We start from the raw sequence: 18,953 nt of genomic DNA on the forward strand, positions 1-18,953 counted from the left end.
CATTGCTTTTTTATTTGCAAAAGTGATGAATGCCTTGAAAATATAAGGTTTTAAAGAAAAATAGGACTGTAAAACTTTACAGTACCATTTGATTTATGGGAGGAACAGAATGAACGATAAAAAGAGATTGAACAGCTACGAGGATTTACCGCTGGTTCTGGATGTGGCGGACATTCAGCAGATTATGGGAATTTCAAGAGCGAGCGCCTATGAGCTGGTACACACACCCGGCTTTCCGGCGTTCCGCAGGGGCAGGCTTATCAAGGTCAGCAAGATTGCTTTCTTTGAATGGATGGCAAAAGGCTCCGAAACCGTACCGGGAAGCGACAAAAAAGCGTGAGGTATTATCCCCTGACTGCAATACTGCCGCACTTTCCAAAGGGGCATACAGAAGGAAAAACCTTAAAAATGATACCGAAACGCTACACCAAAACAGCCTATCTGCGTACATCAGATAGAAACGGAGAAAGGAGCCGGTTATGGCAAGAATGAGCAACAAGCGACGGCTGGAATGGTCTTTCTTCTTAAATGACCGCAGCCGTATCACTTACAACGAACTGTGCCGGAAATGCCAGCACGAATGTAAACAGAGCTTCCGGGCGGTTGTGGTTGACTGCCCGAAGTATCTTTCCAAGCGTTCCAAGAAAAAGGACAAGACTGCCGGAAACGGCAAAATCCATTAGGAACTAAGGGCGCACTTCTATACATAGTCTAAAGACCATGTATCGTGCGTCCTGCGGAGCTTACCTCTGTCGCTGATAAAATCAGCAATCCGAGGGCTGCGTTCGCTTCGCTCCGACAAGGTGGCTACACCCCCTTGCGCCGCTAAAGCGGCTATCCCCTGTGTACCCGCCGAAAAGAGAAATCCGCTCTGCGGTTTTCCCTTTTCATCGGGTTTTATAGAAGCACTGACACACAGACTGTCTGCGGATGGTCTTTCTTTATCTTATAAGCAAAGGATGTGAGAACATGGAAAAATCTTTGGAACAGTTGAAGCAGGAATATGAAAAAACAACTGTCCTGCTGGAACGGGAAAAACGGAAAATGCAGCGTTTGAAAAACCGGCAGGCGTATCTGGAAAGCGGTTCCCGGAAACAGAGGACGCACCGGCTGATTACCCGTGGGGCAGCTATTGAGAGCATTGCACCACAGACAAAGGAGCTATCCGAAGCGGAATTTTATTCCCTCATGGAAAACATTTTGAATCTGCCGCAGGCGGAGCATTTCATCCGGTCTGCCACAGAGAACCACGCCCGTATTTCCGGGCAGGAGAAAGGCGGTGACTAAGGATAGCACTTTATCATTTTTCAATCGCACAGATAAAGCGCAGCGCCGGTCAGAGCGCCATTGCCAGCGCAGCCTACCGAGCCGGGGAGCGTCTTTACAGCAGCTACTATGGAGAAGTCAGCGATTACACCAAAAAGGGCGGCGTGATTGCTTCGGAAATCATGCTGCCGCCCCATGCGCCGGAAATATATCTTGACCGGGCGACCCTCTGGAATGCTGTGGAGAGCTGCGAGAAACATCCAAAAGCACAGCTTGCCTATTCCTTTGATATTGCCATGCAGAATGAATTGACACTGGAAGAAAACATGGAACTGGCGAGGAAGTTCGTGCAGGAGCAGTTTGTGGCAAAAGGCATGATTGCCGACCTTGCTTTTCACAGCCCGGAGAAAGAGGACGGCGGCATCCCTAACCCGCATTTCCATGTGATGACAACCATGCGCCCTTTGAACCCGGATGGCACATGGGGGCAAAAACAGCGGCGGGAATATCTTCTTGATGAAGATGGAAACCGAATCCGGGATAAAAATGGCGATTATATGTTTAACGCTGTCCATACAACAGACTGGCATGAGCCGGAAACGCTGGAACACTGGCGGGAGCAGTGGGCGGCTGCCGTTAATACAAAATTTGAGGAAAAAGGGCTGGATGTGCGTATCGACCACCGTTCCTATGTGCGGCAGGGGCTTGACCTGATACCTACTGTCCACGAGGGAGCTAATGTCCGGCAGATGGAAGCAAAGGGCATCCGCACCGAGAAAGGGGAATTGAACCGCTGGATTAAAGCCACCAACCGGCTCATGCAGGATGTGAGGAAGAAGATCAAAGCCCTGTTTGTCTGGATGGCAGAGGTAAAAGAAGAACTTTCCAAACCCCAGACACCGAGCCTTGCCGACCTGCTGATCGCTTATTACAACCAGCGCAACGCAGGGGCATGGAGCAATAAAGCCAGAACCGGAAACTTAAAGCAGTTTGCCGAAGCCGTCAATTATCTGACGGAAAACAAGCTGCTCACATTAGAGGATTTGCAGGAGCGTCTTTCCTCTGTCAGTGAAGAATTTGAAGCATTAAGCGGCTCCATGAAAAAGAAATCTGCCCGGATAAAGGAATTGCAGGAATTGATACGGGAGGGCGAGAATTACCAGCGGCTAAAACCTGTCCATACGGAATTGAACAATATCAAGTTTAAGAAACAGAGGGAGAAATTTGAAACATCACACGATGCGGAGTTACGGCTGTTTTATGCCGCCCGCCGTATTCTGAAAGAAAAACTGGACGGAAAACCCATTGCCCTGAAAGCATGGAAACAGGAATACGCACAGTTAAAAACAGAGTATGCCGAACTGTCTCCGCAGCACAAGCCACTCCGGGAGGAAGTGATACGGCTGCGGCAGGTGCAGAACGCCGTAGATACCGCACTGCGCCGGAGAGAGCAGCCACAGGAAGTACAGAGAAAGAAACACGAGATGGAGCTATGACATAACCGGCAGCTTTACCGTTACCGGCATTTTTATGGAGGGAGCATTTGAATGTATTTGAAGCGGTGAAACAGTCTGTTACCACCCGGCAGGCTGCTTCATTCTATGGAATCCGGGTGGGAAGAAACGGCATGGTCTGCTGTCCATTCCACAATGACCGCACGCCCAGCATGAAAGTGGACAGCCGCTTTTACTGCTTCGGCTGCGGGGCTTCCGGGGATGTGATCGACTTTGCCGCTTTGCTGCATGGATTGGGGAAACGGGAAGCTGCGGTCAGGCTTGCGGAGGACTTCGGCGTTTCCTATGAGAAATCCGGCAATGCGCCGCCAGATAGGAAGCGTCACAACAGGTCACAGCCCCGACAAAAATCAGCGGAGCAGAGATTTCGGGAAACGGAACGGTATTGTTTCCGGGTGCTGTGCGATTATCTGCGCCTGCTGGAGCATTGGAAAACAGCATACGCCCCACAGCCGCAGGATGCCATCTGGCATCCTCTTTTTGTGGAAGCGTTGCAGAGGATAAGCTACACAGAATACCTTTTGGATATTTTGTTATACGGAGAAATAGAAGAAAAAGCGGCATTGATCGCCGCACAGGGAAAGGAGGTGCTGCGGCTTGAACAGCGAATTTCAGAGCTTGCCGCCGGAAACGCAGGAAGCGGTCAAAAGGACGATGGACACAATGGAACCGGCGCAAACACCGGCAGAAATCCGGGAAACATTAGAGGGGACGCAGAAAGGCGGTGTGAAGAACAGCATCCGAAACTGCCTGACGGTGTTCCAGCGTGACCCTCTGTTTCGTGGGGCGCTGCGCCTGAACCTTTTGACGGAGCAGATTGACATTGTGAAGCCGCTGGGCTGGGAGCGCACCAGTACCACGCTGACCGACATGGACATGAACTACCTGCTTTTGTATCTGGAAGAAAACTACGGGCTTACCAGCGAGAAAAAGGTGCAGAGCGCCATCAAGATTGTTGCCAATGAAAACCGCTACCATCCGGTCAGGGATTACCTGAACAGCCTGCAATGGGATGGCACAGAGCGCATCCGTTACGCCCTGCATCACTTTCTGGGAGCCGATACGGACGAATACACTTATGAAGCCTTGAAACTGTTCCTGATGGGAGCCATCCGGCGGGTATTCAGACCGGGGAGCAAGTTTGAGGTCATGCTCTGTCTGGTTGGTGGTCAGGGAGCCGGGAAATCTACCTTTTTCCGGCTGCTGGCAGGCAGGGACGAATGGTTTTCAGACGATTTGAAGAAGCTGGACGATGAAAATGTGTACCGCAAGCTGCAAGGGCATTGGATTATCGAGATGTCGGAGATGATTGCCACAGCCAACGCCAAGAGTATTGAGGAAATCAAGTCATTCTTAAGCCGCCAGAAAGAAACCTACAAAGTGCCGTATGAGACACACCCGGCAGACCGGCTGCGGCAATGTGTATTTGGAGGGACGACCAACCGGCAGGACTTTTTGCCCCGTGACCGCACCGGCAACCGGCGCTTTCTCCCCGTGACGGTGTACCCGGAACGGGCGGAGGTTCACATACTGGACGATGAAGCGGCGGCGAGGGCGTATATCGAACAGATGTGGGCGGAAGCCATGACGGTTTACCGCAGTGGGAAGTATAAGCTGTCATTCAGCATAGAAATGAACCGATGCCTGAACGCCCATCAGCAGGACTTCATGCAGGAGGACACACAAGCTGGCATGATCTACGCCTATTTGGAGGACTACACCGGTGACAGGGTATGCTCCAAGCAGCTTTATGAGGAAGCGCTGGGGAACTTAAATTCCCCGGCAGACTGGGAGACACGGGCAATCTGTGAGATTATGAATACCGGCATTGCGGGCGGCATCATACAGGGCTGGGCAGCCTACAAAAGCCCGAAGCGGTATAAGAAATACGGTTCTCAAAAAGGCTGGGAGCGTGTCAACCAAGCTCCGCCGGAGGGGGACGGTTTTCAGGAAATCACGGAAGAAGAAGCCCGGCAAATGGAACTGCCATTCTGAAAATCCACCGGTTAACAGTTTGGTTGACGCTTCGGTTGACAGCCAGTTGACGGGGAAAAGCCTGATATTTGGGGCATTTCTCTCCTTTGTCAACCATGTCAACCAAGAAATTAAAGAAAAAGTAAAAAGTAATAATAGAGCGCCTATGGATTGTTTTCAAAGTCTTTTCTGCCGGTTGACACGGTTTGGTTGACATGGAGACAGTCTGCGGCTGTACACCTGCCTGACATTCCCTTGTCGGGCATATTTTATTTATGGAGGTAACTGCCTATGGCAAAAAGCAAAAACGAGAGCAATAACAAAAACAGCGGCACCCTGCTTACCGAAAAAGACGGCACCCAGTATTTTGTCATGGGGAAAGTCCGTATCAAGGTATCGGAGCATTTCGCACAGGATGGGAAGCCGCTTGACAGCCTGCTGGAAGATGTGATCCAGCACGCTGCCGCCGCTTCCTGAAAAAATACGGAATAACGACTGTCAATCAGCCCACGCTTATGATATACTTGTACCAGCGAGTATTGTATAAGCGTGGGTTGTTTCTTTTAGTAGAAGGAGGATTTTTAACCGTGAAACAACCATACAATACAACGATTTATAACACTGCACTATATTTGAGATTGAGCCGTGACGATGAATTACAGGGGGAAAGCGGCAGTATCCAGACCCAGCGCTTGATGCTTAGGCAGTATGCCGCAGAGCATGGGCTGACCGTTGTAGACGAGTACATTGACGACGGATGGAGCGGGACAAATTTCGAGCGTCCAAGTTTCCAAAGGATGATTGATGACATCGAGGACGGGAAAATCAACTGCGTTGTCACAAAGGACTTATCCCGTCTGGGAAGAAACTATATCCTGACCGGTCAGTACACGGAAATCTATTTCCCCAGCAAGGGAGTACGCTACATTGCCATCAATGACAATGTGGACACCATCAACGGAGAAAGCGAGCTTGCCCCGTTCTTAAACATCCTGAATGAAATGCACGCCCGACAGACCAGCAAAAAGGTCAAGGCTGCCATGCACACAAGATTTGCCAATGGCGCACACTATGGAGCCTATGCACCGCTGGGCTATATAAAAGACCCGGACAAAAAAGGGCATCTTCTGATCGACCCGGAAACACGCTGGATTGTAGAGAAGATTTTTGACCTTGCCGTACACGGGAGGGGTGCCGCCAGCATTACACGGATTCTGGTGGAGGAAAAAATACCTACCCCCGGCTGGCTGAACTATGAAAGATACGGGACTTTCGCCAATATCTACGCCGGTGCGCCCACAGAAAAAGCCTATGCGTGGACGATTGCACAGGTCAAGAGCATTTTGAAAGAGGAAACCTACATCGGTCACAGTGTTCACAACAAGCAGAGCAACATTTCATTCAAGAACAAGAAAAAGGTGCGGAAGCCGCAGGAAGAATGGTATCGTGTGGAAAATACCCACGAAGCCATCATTTCCGAAGAAGTGTTCCAAAAAGTTCAGGAGCTGATTGCAAGCAGACGCAGACGACAGAAGAATGGCACAACGCAGATATTTTCCGGGCTGGTAAAATGTGCGGACTGCGGATGGTCATTGGCTTATGGTGTAAACAGCCAGAACAAAAATCCCTATGCACACTACCATTGCAGTAAGTACGGACAGGGATTACGCCAGTGTTCCATGCACTATATCCGCTATGATGTACTGTATGCCTATGTGCTTGCAAGACTGCAATACTGGTCTATGATGATACAGAAAGACGAGGACAAGCTGCTGAAACGGCTACTCAATGCCAGCGACAGGGAAAGAAACTCTGCGAAGAAAAAGCAGGCTGCGGAGCTGAAAAAGGCAGAGAAGCGTAAAGCCGAGGTTGACGGGCTGTTTGCTAAAATGTATGAGGACTGGTCTGCCGGACGCATAACCGAGTATAACTTCAATATGCTGTCCGAGAAGTACCAGAACGAGCAAAAGGAGCTTGAAACAAAAATAAGACAGCTTCACGAAACGATGGAAGCCGCCGTACAGACCGCAGCGGATGCTGAAAAGTGGATTGCCCTAATGAAACAGTATGTCAACCCTGTGGAGCTGACCGCCGAACTTCTGAACACTCTAATTGAAAAAATAACCGTCCACGAAGCTGTCAAGGGCGAGGACGGAAGCCGTGAGCAGGAAGTAGAAATCTACTACCGCTTCATCGGCAAAATCGACTGACCTTTCTTTTTTACCCAACAATATCTTTAATTAAGGGAAACGGGAATCGGTTTCCCGGATATTAATACACTGGAACCACTTGCCAATGCCCTGGATATTTCTGTATTTGAACTTATGCGTTCCGAGAAAGCAGATATGGGAAAAGAAAAGAGAAGTATATCAGAGAGCGATGCTGCACAATTGATGGAACACGCGGTAGAAATGGCAAGTGAAAACCAGAGGCGGGATAAAGTATCTCTGTGGGTGGGAGGTGCCGTGCTCTTTGTGATAGCTGTTCTGGCGAAAATGTCAGGGCATGCCAATCTTGGCGGTTCACTGTTTATTGGAGCAATGGCGGCAATTGGAGCGGTTGCCCTATATTTTTATTCCAGAAACAGAGAAGACAGAGAAAGCAGAAGGGTCTATGGATTTTTCCTGATATTTGGAGTTGGAGCTTCGCTGCAGCTTTTCCGACTCCTTGGTGTAGATCCGAATATATTGGTGTGGGGATTATTCGGGATGCTGGTTCTGCTGATTAGAATTATGAATAAATAAATTGTTATAGATAAAAAAATTCAGTAGAGTGGAAAATCATTGACACAACTAATACAATCCGATACTATATAATCAGTTAGAAAAAGCTAACTAAAAGATAAATAAAGCGCCTGGCAAGGCGTTTTATTTATCACAGCAGGTTAGTTAGAACTAATTTGAAAGGAGACGAGATTATGAGTATAGTTATTATAGGTGGAAATGAATGTATGGTTCGTCAGTATAAGGATTTGTGTCAGGAATATCACTGCGATGCGAAAGTATTTCCCAAGCAGAAAAGCAGTCTCAAGGGAATTGGCAGCCCGGATCTTATGGTGTTATTTACCAGTACGGTATCTCATAAGATGGTACGCAATGCTCTGAATGAGACAAAAGGACGTGATGTAAGAATTATCCGGTCGCATACGAGTTCTATGTCGGCTCTGAAGAATATTTTAGAGGAAAATATTGGACAGGAGGCAGCAGCATGTCCGATGAGATAATTGTACGTCATGGTTCGCCGACCCTTGCGGGACTGAAGACCGGGAATCTGTTTAATTGTCCATATTCAGACAAAGAGGAGCTGTTTCAAGCACTGCGTTCTTTGAATCGCAGGCTTGTACCCAAAGGCGTTCGGGTGGTTCCGCTGCGGATGTGGACGGATAAAGTGCTGTTATACATTTACCGTCCCCGGAAGTTGGGAAACGACTTTGCCGTAAAAGAAGCGGCGGATCTTTTAAGAGAAAATGGATATAACGTAGATAATCTTGGAAAATGTGTTGCACATCTGGGACGGCGCCTGTGCGAGATGGAAAGCTTCCCACACGAAATCGGATTGTTTTTGGGTTATCCGCCGGAAGACGTGCGGGGATTTATTGAAAACCATGCCGAGGGTTACAAGTGCGTGGGATGCTGGAAAGTATACGGAGACGAGCAGGAGGCAAGACAGTTGTTTGAGCAGTATAGAAAATGTACAGACGTATATTGTTCTCAATGGGCAAAGGGAAGAAGTATTGAACGGCTTACAGTGGCTGTTTAATACGAACAAAAACAGAAAGGAAATTACGGCATATGAGTAAAATTGCAGTTGTTTATTGGAGCGGTACAGGAAACACAGAGCAGATGGCGTCAGCGGTTCTGGAAGGCGCAAAAGAAAAAGGAGCGGATGCGGTTCTTTTCACTTCTTCAGAATTTGATGCAGCTATGATGGAACAATATGACGCGGTTGCATTTGGCTGCCCTGCTATGGGGGCAGAAGTGCTGGAGGAAGACGAATTCCAGCCAATGTTTGATGCCTGCGAAGGAAAGATTTCCGGAAAAAAGATTGCATTGTTCGGGTCATACGGATGGGGAGACGGCGAGTGGATGCGAAGCTGGGAAGAAACTTGCAGAAATGCAGGAGCAGAACTTGCATGTGACAGTGTAATCTGTAATGAAGCGCCGGATGATGAAGTACTAAAACAGTGCAGGGAACTGGGAGCGGCGTTAAATTAATTTATTTTTAAATATTCCTTGACATTCCCCCTGACGGGAAGGTGTATAGTAGAATTTGAAGGGAGGAGATTAGATGTATTCAATCGGAGAATTCTCAAAAATTGGAAGCGTTTCAACAAAAACACTGAGATACTATGATGAGATCGGACTTTTACACCCGGCCAGTGTAGATGAAGTCAATCATTATCGCTATTATTCGGAGGAACAGGTGGATCAGATTCTGTACATAACAGAATTGAAGTCGCTTGATCTCCGGTTAGAGCAGATTAAGGCAGTCATAGAGAACGGTGAAATCCCCCTTTTGGAGCGTTTTCTTTCAGAGCAGATAGAAGAAATCAATTGCCGGATTCAGAAGGATATCCGGTTAAAGCTCAGCATTGAAAATAAGATGCGGAAAATTCAGTCAGGAGGAATTCAAATGAATAAAGAATGTGAATTAGCAGTAGAAGAAAAACAGTTTACACCTGTTTGGGTGATGAGCAAAAAGGCGACGATCGAAATATCACAGATTGGAACGGTGATAGGCAGTGTTTATGAAGAGATATTTAGGCGTGGGTTACAGCCGGCAGGTCCTGTTATGACCTTTTATCTGGATGAAGAATTTCAACATGAGAATGCGAATGTCGAAGTGTGTATCCCTGTAGATAAGAAAGGAAGAGAAGAGGACATTTCCGGCATCAGGATGTTAGATCCGGGGCTGTGTGCAGTCTGCCTCTATACAGGAGCTTATCATAAGATCGGAAAAGCATATGCGGCAGTTTTGAAATGGATTGAGGAAAATAATTATTGTATATCTTCGGCTCCGTTTGACAGTTATTTAAATAATCCGCAGGATGTGAAGAACCCGGAAGAGCTGATGACTCAAGTATGGTTTCCGATTAAAAAGCAAATAAGTTAAATCTTAAAAATTGCACAGGAAGGCTTTCCATGCGGAGAGTATCCTGTGCAATCTTTATTCATTTTGGCCGGAGTAATTTTCCAGCATTATCAATATGGAAACAATCGGCATAATCAGTATTCCGCAGAAAAAGTTGCTTACGCCATGAATGAAATCCCAGGGGAGCCCGGCTATAATCCATGCGATCATGCCTTTCAAATCCAGTCCGTACAGGATTGCCTGGGCGGGGGCGTATAGTGTTCCAAAGAGAAATCCGTGGGCAGAACATACCAGCATGTAGACAAGAGGCTTGATTTTTGCAGGCATATTCTTTGGGAGAAGCATAACGGCGCCCCAAAGAATTGTCCACAGATATAAATACGGAATCCACCATGTTGCAAATCCGCAGAACATTCCATTTAATAGTACATAAATATAAATAGGATACAGCGCTTTTTTTCTGTAGACAACAGTAAAAGCGACGGTAAATACACCCAGCAGATGTATATTGGGAGCCAGTTCCATAATCACCTTGGACGCATACATTAAGGCTCCAAGCATCGCGAATACAGTGATTTCTTTTGTAGTAAGCTTCATTATTTTTCAACCTTAAAGGAGTAATGATCTCCTTCTGTTATTTTTGTTGCATCTACGCCTGTCTGTGAATATTCGTCATTTACATAGAAAGCCCAATAGGTTTTGTCTGTATCGTAGTCGGCGGTAATCCCATTTACTGTCTTGACGTAAAGACCATAATCACCTTCTTCGCCCGCAATAAGTTCGAGTTCTTCCAGCGCTTCACCTACGGTTTTTGCGTCGGTATGAATTTCGAATAGCGTTTCCGTACCATCCGGATCGGATACGGTAAGGTTAAAAGTTGTTTTCCCTTCGCCCAATACATGTGTTTCGGACGATGTATATTGTTTTGTTTCTGTCGTTGTTTTTTCATCAGTATTCTTTCCGCTGCATCCTGTTGTAGAAAATGCCAGAGCCATTGTCAGCATCAGGAGCAGAAGCAGAGAAGAAATTTTCCTGTTTTTTAATTTTAACTGCATGTTACGTCTCCTTTCGGTAATAGATGATAGCATAGGAAAGCTTTTTTTTCAATGCAGGCGTGCGTAATTCTTTTATGCATCTGATTGTTCGTGAGAAAAGTTCTCATTTATAAAAGATGAATTGTACAGGAGATGTGTTATAATGTGTTAGATAGAACTAACTAAAGCAGGGCTGAGGTTTTTAGCCCGGGAAGGGTGAAAAGATGTCAAAGGAAGAGAGAAAATTTTTAGAGATTGCAGATTTAAGAAAGGGATTTGGAAGTGGGGATACCCGCCAGGAGGTATTGCGAGGAATGAGTTTTTCCGTAGCGAAAGGAGAATTCTGCGTATTTCTTGGGCCTTCCGGTTCCGGAAAATCTACGCTTCTTAATATTATTGGCGGAATTGACAGTGCTGATTCGGGTTATATATCGATTAATGGCGATAAGCTGGAAGATATGGATGAAAAACGGCTGACGCAGTACCGCCGGAAGCACTTAGGATATGTTTTCCAGATGTACAATCTGATTGGGAATCTAAATGTAAAGGAAAATATTGAGGTTGGCGCTTATCTTTCGGATGCTTCCCTCGATATAGATGAGCTTCTGCGCACGCTGGGGCTTTATGAGCACAGGCATAAGCTCCCCAATCAGCTCTCCGGAGGTCAGCAGCAGCGTGTATCCATCGGAAGAGCCATTGTGAAGAATCCGGATATACTTCTCTGCGATGAGCCGACAGGGGCGTTGGATTACAATACATCCAAGGAAATACTGAAGCTGATTGAGGATATTAACAGAAAATATCAAAATACAATTATTATGGTTACACATAATGAAGCAATTAAAAATATGGCAGATCATATCATTAAGCTTCGTGATGGTAAAATACGTTATAATGAAATCAATAAGAAGAAAATTCCGGCTGAGGATCTGGAGTGGTAAGGAGCGTGGCGGAGATGAAAAAGAAGAAAGTTAAGAATCCGCTCGTGAAGCGAATCGTAAGAGAACTTCGGGGTGACTGGAGAAAGTATCTTGTAGTTGGGTTATTTTTGATTCTTACGATTGGATTCGTGTCTGGAATGTATGTTGCAAATGAGAGTATGATGAAGGCGGCGGACGAAGGAATTTCCAAATATAAGTTAGAAGATGGACATTTTGAGCTGGATCACAAGGCGGATGCAGATCTGCTGGAGAAAATCCCGGCCAGGGTATATGAAAATTTTTACAGAAATGAGGAAGAAGACTATAATAATGACGGTGCGGTTGATGGGACCATTCGGATTTTTAAAGAGACAAAGGATGTGAATTTAGCGTGTCTGATGGATGGGAGATTTCCGGATGCAGAGGATGAGATTGCAATCGATCGTATGCATGCAGATAATGTAGGGGTAGAAGTAGGCGACAGGATTACGGTTAGCGGAAAGCCGTTCAAGGTCGTCGGATTGCTTGCGTATGTCAATTATGCTACACTTCATGAAAAAAGTACGGATTTTATGTTTGATGCTCTGAAATTTAATGTAGCAATGGTAACGGAAGAAGGATTTGACTGTTTCAATAAGGCTATTCATTATACTTACGCATGGCAATATGAAGAAGAACCGGAAGATGAGATAGAAGAAAAGGAATTTTCGGATGATTTCCTGGAGGAATTAGTAACGCAGGTTGTAATGAGCGGCAATGAGATGAAAGACTATGTGCCGCGGTACGCAAATCCGGCGATTACTTTTGCAACAGACGATATGGGGTCTGATGAGGCAATGGGCGGCGTTCTGTTGGATATCCTGATTGTCATTATTGCGTTTATTTTTGCGGTGACGATTAGCAATACCATGGTTCGGGAAGCGCAGGCGATTGGAACACTCCGGGCGTCCGGTTACAGTAGAGGAGAGCTGATTCGCCATTATCTGTCCATGCCGGTGATTGTGACGTTCGTTGCGGCTGTAATTGGAAATCTGCTGGGGTATTCGGTATTTAAAAATGTGGTAGTGTCTATGTATTATAACAGCTACAGCCTGCCCACGTACCAGACGATATGGAATCCGGAGGCATTTATCAAAACAACATTGATTCCGGTAATATTGATGGTGGTTGTGAATCTTGCTGTTATTACAAAGATGATGTACCATACGCCTTTGCAGTTTTTACGGCAGGATTTGAAGAAAACGAAACGCAAGAAAGCAATCCGGCTTCCGCGATGGAAGTTTTTCCACAGGTTCCGTCTGCGTATTATGTTCCAGAATATCTCCAATTACCTGATCCTGTTCTTGGGAGTTTTCTTTATTATGGTTATGCTTGCGATGGCTGTCGGGATGCCTTCTACGCTGGATTATTACAAAGAGAATGCTGCAGACATGATGTTTGCAGACTATCAGTATATTTTGAAATCCTATGAAGACGGGGAAGGAAATCCGGTTGTTACAGAAAATGAAACTGCCGAGAAGTTCTCTATGCAGGCTTTGCAGAAGAAAAGCGAGAAATTGACGGAGGAAGTGACTGTCTATGGAATTTCCGACGGCAGCAGGTATGTCGATATAGAGGAACTTCCGGAGCTTGAAGAGGATGAAGTGTATATCTCAGCGTCATTTGGTGATAAATATGACCTGAAAAAAGGGGATATCGTGACTCTGGATGAAAAATATGAAGATGAGCAGTATCGGTTTAAGGTGGCGGGAATCTATGACAGCTGTCAGAACATTGCGGTTTTTATGCCAATCGAACATTATAGATCTTTGTTTGCATTGGACGAGGATGCATTTACCGGATATATGTCCGACTCAGAGATTACAGACATTAGTGAGGAAAATATTGCGTCTACGATTACGGAGAGGGATATTACAAAAATGTGCGATCAGCTGGATCATTCCATGGGATCCTATATGCAGTATTTTCAGGTTTTGTGTATTCTGCTGTCGGCGGTGCTGATTTACCTTCTGACGAAGATTATCATAGAAAAGAATGAGATTGCCATCTCTATGACAAAGATTCTGGGATATACGAACCGTGAGATAGCAAGTCTTTATCTGCTCTCTTCAACGATTGTTTTAATTGTGTCAGATGCAGTCAGTGTGATTTTGGGATCTGCTGTTATGGGGATTGCGTGGAAAGCAATTATGTTCGGCTACAGCGGCTGGTTTAATTTTGTGATTGAGCCTGTCGGATATGTGAAGATGTTTACATTTGTTTTGGCAGGATATCTGTTGGTTTTGTTTTTTGATTTCAGGAGGATTAAGAGGGTTCCGTTGGAAAAAGCACTGAAAAATGCCGAATAGAGAGTGATTTTTTACAAAAAAACCTTTGAAAATCCAGAATAAAATTTGGTACAATAATAATACAACGAGTAGCACTTTTGCGTAATTCCAGTTGCGTGTGCTGCTCGTTTATTTTTTGAAACGGAGGAAAATTTAATGAAACGTGTAAAAGCGGCTTGTATTTGCCAGACTCTTCATTTTCTGTTGAAGGAGGATCTGGGGCATGATTATGCTGTCAGATGTGTGCAGCATGAGGTTGAGCAGTATAAAAAGGATTTGGAGAGAAAGAATACCCGGTATAAGATTCTTGAGGAAACAGAACAGGCAGACGGTTCCATTGTAATAAAGATTATCAAGCAGTACAATTCAAGCCCGGTAGGAAATTATTTGGACTAGAATGATGAAAAGTATTCTTATATTTGCCTATTTCAATATTTATGATATAATGGTCTTGGAAATTAGTATCTGAGATTCTAAATCATGGAAAATGATGAAATATTATAAATAATTTTGGAGGTATGAGATGGCAAGGAAACAAACAACTAAAACTGCAGCCAAGAAAAAAGCTCCGGCGAAGACGACTGCGAAGACAACTGCGAAGACAACTGCAAAAGTGACTGAAAAGAAGGCGGCTGTGAAAGCAGAAGAACCAAAAGTAGAAGAAGTGAAGGCAGAAGAGCCGAAAGTAGAAGAACCGAAGACGGAAGCAGTGGAAGAGAAGAAAGCGGAAGAGCCGAAGGCAGAGGCAGTGGAAGAGAAGAAAGTGGAAGAACCGAAGGCAGAAGAACCAAAGGTGGAAGAAGTGAAGACGGAAGAACCGAAGACAGAAGAGTATATGACTCCGAGACGAAGCATTGCTTTTATAGGATCCGAGTGTTATCCGTTTGTAAAGACAGGCGGGCTGGGAGATGTCATGTACGCGCTCCCGAAGGCTTTGGTGAAGCAGAACTGTGATGTAAAAGTGATTCTTCCGCGTTACAAATGCATTCCGTGGGAATATCAGGAAAAAATGGTATATAAGGGCGCTTTTGAGATGAATTTATGTGCTGACGGAAGATCCTTTTACGTAGGAATCATGGAATATGTATGGGATGGCGTAGTATATGACTTTATTGATAACGAAGAATTCTTCGGCGGTGGAAATCCTTATACGAATTTGATTGATGATATTCCGAAATATTGCTATTTTGCGAAAGCAGCATTGGCAGCATTGAACTATCTGGATTGGATTCCGGATATTATCCATTGCCATGACTGGCAGGCTGCGTTAGTTCCGGTGTATTTGAGAACTTTGTTTGAAGATACAAAGATTTCTTCTGCGAAGACGATTTTGACCATCCATAATTTACGCTTCCAGGGAGTTTATAATATTCCTACGATCCGTTATTGGTCCGGATTGCCGGATTATGTATTTAATAAGGATGCGCTGAAAGTAAGCTACGATGATGCGAACATGTTGAAGGGCGGGCTGACATATTCGAATATTATCACGACAGTCAGCCATACATATGCGGGAGAGATTCAGACTCCGTATTATGGGGAAAATCTGGATGCGCATTTGCGGTATCATTCCGGCAAATTGAGAGGCATTGTAAATGGCATTGATTATGACATTTGGAATACCAGTACAGACGAGAGGCTCTATGAGAATTATGATATTACAAATGTGATAGAGAAAAAGAAAGAAAATAAGCGCAAACTGCAGGAAGAACTGGGTCTGGTTCAGGATGAAGGCAAGTTTGTAATCGGATTGATTTCCAGACTGACGAATCAGAAAGGACTGGATCTGGTTAATGAGATTCTTCCGCAGATTATGGATGAATATACGCAGGTTGTTGTACTGGGTACGGGAGATTCTGTTTATGAAGATTCTTTCCGTTATTATGAAAATGCCTATAAGGGAAATGTATGCTCTAATATCATGTATGATGAGACGAGAGCGCATAAGATTTATGCAGGTGCAGATGCGTTTCTTGTACCGTCTCAGTTTGAGCCTTGCGGATTGACACAGTTAATAGCCATGCATTATGGTACAGTGCCGATTGTGCGTGAGACAGGCGGATTAAAGGATACGGTAGAGCCTTATAATATGTTTAGTAATACAGGAAATGGATTTACGTTTGACCGATATGAATCCGGATTGCTGTTGGATGCCATTAACAGGGCGAAGACGCTGTATTTTACAGAGCGCGAATGCTGGGATGAGATGGTCCGGAGAGATATGGACAAGAACTTTTCCTGGGACAATGCCGCGAAACAGTATAAAGATCTGTATCTGGAGCTGACCTGGTAAGGGCAGAACAATAAAATAATTTGTATGAAAGAAAAAGATATCTGACAAGTAGTTTATGCTTGCAGATATCTTTTTTTCTTTTGGATTTGAACCTCAAATCAGCCGTAATGCCTCATGTCTGTTGGGAAAGAGTCAGTTCCCGTATCATCTTGCGTGATAGACTGATGAAAGCTTTTGCGGCAATAGAAAGAGTCCGTTCTGATAAAATGCCAATCCCAAGCGTTCGTATTGTACATGGCGATACAGGGATTTTTCTGACATTATCATGCCCTTCCAGAAACATGCCAGGCAGCAGACTGACGCCGAGATTATTTGCTACCATAGGGACGATGGTATGGTCGTCACGGCATTGAAAACTGACAATTGGGGAAGCACCGGCTTGTTCCATGGCCTGGGTAACGTCATAATCGACACCGCTTTCGGATGCAATAAATGGATAATCCGAAAATGCTGATAATGGAAAAGTTTCTAGATACTCTTCCGGCAGTACCAGTTCTTTCGACGTAATCGCATACAGAGGGTCTCGCGCCAAGGAAATAAACTTGTAGTTTGGATGTTTCCGCCAGCTCAAAAAGCCGAAATCAATTTGTCCTTCCGTAAGCCATTGTTCGATATCTTGCATTCCGCCCTCGCGGATGCGGATGGTAATGCTGGGATACATTTGCTGAAATTGCTGAATGATAGGCGGAAGCCATTGCGAGGCTACGCTGCAGTAGGTGCCGATACAGATAGAACCACGCTGCAGCCCGAGGATAGAGTCTACAATCTCGTCCATCCGGTTATAGTGAGAGATGACAAGCCGGATATAAGGCATCAGCATCTCTCCATCGCTGGTAAGTTCTACACCGCGTTTCGTCCGCTTGAGCATGGAGATTCCTAATTCGGTTTCCAGCTTGCTGATAGCATGGCTGACGCCGGACTGTGTATATCCCATTCGTTCTGCGCTTGCTGTCAGATTCTTCGTATCTGCAATATCACACAGTAAAGCGAGTTTGCTAATATCCAAAATATATTCCTCCTTTCAAAAAAATCGAAAAAACAGCGTGTATATCCTGTTATGAAAGTTTTGCATGTTAAGGATTAAACACTGTCAGTTTATTAATAACACATTTTCTAATATAATACAAGCAGATGGTAAAAATAAACAAAAGATAAGGCATATATATAATTTATTATGTGCACAATGCATAAATAAAAGCTATTTATAAGAATGTCTTATAGAAAGGAGGAATAAGTGCTGGAATATGTTTTTCCGTTAAAACAGCACGTAGGAGTAGCGTGCGAGCCTGTTGTGACGACGGGTGAAGAAGTAAAGCGTGGACAACTGATTGCTGAAAAACCGGAAAATGCACTGGGCAGCCCGATATACTCCAGCATATGCGGGAAAGTCACTGCCGTGGGAGAGACGCAGATTACCATAGAGGAAGCGGGAACGGACTTTGGTAAGTACGAACCATTAAAAGGAACGACTCCCCGGGAACTGATTGCAGAATCCGGTCTGGTTGGACTTGGCGGTGCAGGTTTTCCAACCTCTGTTAAATTGAATGTTCAATTTAAGGATGAAGGATATGTAATTGTAAACGCAGCCGAGTGTGAACCCATTCTCTCGCACAATATTGCCAGAATTGAAAAAGAACCTGAAAAGCTGCTAAAGGGGCTTGAAATTGTGATGGAGCTTACCGGGGCAAAAAAGGGAATTGTAGCAATCAAGGAAATTCACAAAGAGGCTATTGAAAAAATTAAAAAAGTAAATAGCAATGCAGCTATTTCTGTATTTCCACTGGAGAATATCTATCCAATGGGTGAGGAACGGGCGGTTCTGAGAGAAACACTGGGGATTCTTCTGGAGCCTGAACAGCTTCCTATGGCCGCAAATGCAGTGGTAATTAATGCAGAAACCATATATCGTCTGCGGGAAGCTGTGGAAGAGAAGAAGCCGCTCATCGATAAGGATATGACCGTTGCAGGCAAGTTGAAGGAAAATGCCTCCATCCATGTGCTTTTAGATGTACCGATTGGAACAAAAGTGTCGAAGGTTATCGAAGAGGCCGGAGGTTTGGGAGCCGAATATGGAGAGCTGATTATGGGCGGGCCATTTACCGGAAAAAGAACAGAGCTGGATGCTCCGGTGGTAAAAACAACAGGCGGTATTATTGCGGCTGAAACTTTTATGCCAGGGCCTGAGAAAATCGGCCTTCTGGTCTGTGCCTGTGGAGCAGATAAGGAACGCCTCGAACAGCAGGCGGCAAGTATGGGGTCAGAGGTTGTAGGCGTAGAATATTGTAAACAGGCGAAACAAGTAAAGACAGCACGTAAATGTGAAAATCCGGGCAGATGTCCGGGACAGGTGCAGAAAGTAATGGCGCTTAAGAAGGCAGGCGCCCAGGCAGTTTTGATTAGTAACTGTACAGACTGCAGCAACACGGTAATGTCCTGTGCTCCGCAGTTAAAACTGCCGGTATATCATTGTACGGACGGAGCAATGCGTTCCGTTAATTATAAAATGATAAGAAGATTTAGAAAAGAATAAGGAG

At 45.2% G+C, this 18,953-nt stretch carries 21 protein-coding genes; 18 read left to right on the forward strand and 3 right to left on the reverse strand.

Annotated elements, in window-relative coordinates; genetic code table 11:
* Positions 1-109: 109 nt before the first annotated feature.
* From OCV99_RS08880 to OCV99_RS08940, 13 genes are all read left to right on the forward strand, one after another.
* A complete protein-coding gene (locus tag OCV99_RS08880) occupies positions 110-340 on the forward strand; it encodes a helix-turn-helix domain-containing protein (RefSeq protein WP_158369875.1) in 231 nt (76 codons plus the stop codon).
* Positions 341-479: 139 nt separating this feature from the next.
* A complete protein-coding gene (locus OCV99_RS08885) occupies positions 480-683 on the forward strand; it encodes a hypothetical protein (protein WP_118141915.1) in 204 nt (67 codons plus the stop codon).
* Between the two features lie 286 nt (positions 684-969).
* Positions 970-1,287: a DUF3847 domain-containing protein gene (locus OCV99_RS08890; protein ID WP_173729253.1), complete on the forward strand. Its 318-nt coding sequence runs from the start codon at positions 970-972 to the stop codon at positions 1,285-1,287.
* A 2-nt stretch (positions 1,288-1,289) separates the two neighbouring features.
* Complete coding sequence (mobQ, locus tag OCV99_RS08895; protein ID WP_079746603.1) at positions 1,290-2,762, forward strand: MobQ family relaxase; 1,473 nt, start codon at positions 1,290-1,292, stop codon at positions 2,760-2,762.
* A gap of 47 nt (positions 2,763-2,809) precedes the next feature.
* Complete coding sequence (locus OCV99_RS08900) at positions 2,810-3,550, forward strand: CHC2 zinc finger domain-containing protein (RefSeq protein ID WP_025491719.1); 741 nt, start codon at positions 2,810-2,812, stop codon at positions 3,548-3,550.
* Complete coding sequence (locus tag OCV99_RS08905; protein WP_158370049.1) at positions 3,435-4,775, forward strand: virulence-associated E family protein; 1,341 nt, start codon at positions 3,435-3,437, stop codon at positions 4,773-4,775. The genes OCV99_RS08900 and OCV99_RS08905 overlap by 116 nt, the downstream gene beginning before the upstream one ends.
* Positions 4,776-5,045: 270 nt before the next feature.
* On the forward strand, positions 5,046-5,231 hold the full coding sequence (locus tag OCV99_RS08910) for a hypothetical protein (RefSeq protein WP_004849804.1): 186 nt from the start codon (positions 5,046-5,048) through the stop codon (positions 5,229-5,231).
* Between the two features lie 110 nt (positions 5,232-5,341).
* Entirely contained in the window at positions 5,342-6,964 is a 1,623-nt protein-coding gene (locus tag OCV99_RS08915; protein WP_158369877.1) for a recombinase family protein, read from the forward strand.
* A 135-nt stretch (positions 6,965-7,099) separates the two neighbouring features.
* Positions 7,100-7,498 carry a hypothetical protein gene (locus OCV99_RS08920; RefSeq protein ID WP_158369879.1) on the forward strand — a complete coding sequence of 133 codons (399 nt, stop codon included), beginning with the start codon at positions 7,100-7,102 and terminating at the stop codon, positions 7,496-7,498.
* Positions 7,499-7,671: 173 nt separating this feature from the next.
* On the forward strand, positions 7,672-7,977 hold the full coding sequence (locus OCV99_RS08925; protein WP_158369881.1) for a DUF2325 domain-containing protein: 306 nt from the start codon (positions 7,672-7,674) through the stop codon (positions 7,975-7,977).
* Positions 7,962-8,513 carry a DUF3793 family protein gene (locus tag OCV99_RS08930; protein WP_158369883.1) on the forward strand — a complete coding sequence of 184 codons (552 nt, stop codon included), beginning with the start codon at positions 7,962-7,964 and terminating at the stop codon, positions 8,511-8,513. Before OCV99_RS08925 ends, OCV99_RS08930 begins: the two co-directional genes overlap by 16 nt.
* Positions 8,514-8,545: 32 nt before the next feature.
* Positions 8,546-8,968: a flavodoxin gene (locus OCV99_RS08935; protein ID WP_158369886.1), complete on the forward strand. Its 423-nt coding sequence runs from the start codon at positions 8,546-8,548 to the stop codon at positions 8,966-8,968.
* A gap of 73 nt (positions 8,969-9,041) precedes the next feature.
* Positions 9,042-9,866: a MerR family transcriptional regulator gene (locus OCV99_RS08940; protein WP_158369888.1), complete on the forward strand. Its 825-nt coding sequence runs from the start codon at positions 9,042-9,044 to the stop codon at positions 9,864-9,866.
* A gap of 54 nt (positions 9,867-9,920) precedes the next feature.
* Here the strand turns inward: OCV99_RS08940 and OCV99_RS08945 are convergent, their stop codons facing one another.
* Positions 9,921-10,442 (reverse strand): hypothetical protein, encoded by a 522-nt coding sequence (locus tag OCV99_RS08945; RefSeq protein WP_158369890.1) that lies wholly within the window; start codon positions 10,440-10,442, stop codon positions 9,921-9,923.
* Positions 10,442-10,900 carry a DUF4430 domain-containing protein gene (locus tag OCV99_RS08950; RefSeq protein WP_158369892.1) on the reverse strand — a complete coding sequence of 153 codons (459 nt, stop codon included), beginning with the start codon at positions 10,898-10,900 and terminating at the stop codon, positions 10,442-10,444. The genes OCV99_RS08945 and OCV99_RS08950 overlap by 1 nt, the downstream gene beginning before the upstream one ends.
* A gap of 203 nt (positions 10,901-11,103) precedes the next feature.
* Between OCV99_RS08950 and OCV99_RS08955 the strand changes: the two genes are divergently transcribed.
* From OCV99_RS08955 to OCV99_RS08970, 4 genes are all read left to right on the forward strand, one after another.
* A complete protein-coding gene (locus OCV99_RS08955; protein WP_158369894.1) occupies positions 11,104-11,820 on the forward strand; it encodes an ABC transporter ATP-binding protein in 717 nt (238 codons plus the stop codon).
* Between the two features lie 14 nt (positions 11,821-11,834).
* Positions 11,835-14,147, forward strand: a complete 2,313-nt coding sequence (locus OCV99_RS08960) for an ABC transporter permease (RefSeq protein WP_158369896.1) — start codon at positions 11,835-11,837, stop codon at positions 14,145-14,147.
* 135 nt (positions 14,148-14,282) lie between these two features.
* Positions 14,283-14,522: a hypothetical protein gene (locus OCV99_RS08965; protein ID WP_158369898.1), complete on the forward strand. Its 240-nt coding sequence runs from the start codon at positions 14,283-14,285 to the stop codon at positions 14,520-14,522.
* Between the two features lie 127 nt (positions 14,523-14,649).
* Positions 14,650-16,419: a glycogen synthase gene (locus OCV99_RS08970; protein ID WP_158369900.1), complete on the forward strand. Its 1,770-nt coding sequence runs from the start codon at positions 14,650-14,652 to the stop codon at positions 16,417-16,419.
* A 112-nt stretch (positions 16,420-16,531) separates the two neighbouring features.
* On the opposite strand, the gene OCV99_RS08975 is transcribed toward OCV99_RS08970, so the two are convergent.
* On the reverse strand, positions 16,532-17,425 hold the full coding sequence (locus OCV99_RS08975) for a LysR family transcriptional regulator (RefSeq protein ID WP_158369902.1): 894 nt from the start codon (positions 17,423-17,425) through the stop codon (positions 16,532-16,534).
* A gap of 228 nt (positions 17,426-17,653) precedes the next feature.
* Between OCV99_RS08975 and prdC the strand changes: the two genes are divergently transcribed.
* A complete protein-coding gene (prdC, locus tag OCV99_RS08980) occupies positions 17,654-18,949 on the forward strand; it encodes a proline reductase-associated electron transfer protein PrdC (protein ID WP_158369904.1) in 1,296 nt (431 codons plus the stop codon).
* Positions 18,950-18,953: the final 4 nt, after the last annotated feature.

The sequence above is a fragment of the Dorea acetigenes genome (assembly GCF_025567385.1).
In the GTDB taxonomy this organism is placed as follows: Bacteria; Bacillota; Clostridia; order Lachnospirales; family Lachnospiraceae; genus Claveliimonas; species Claveliimonas acetigenes.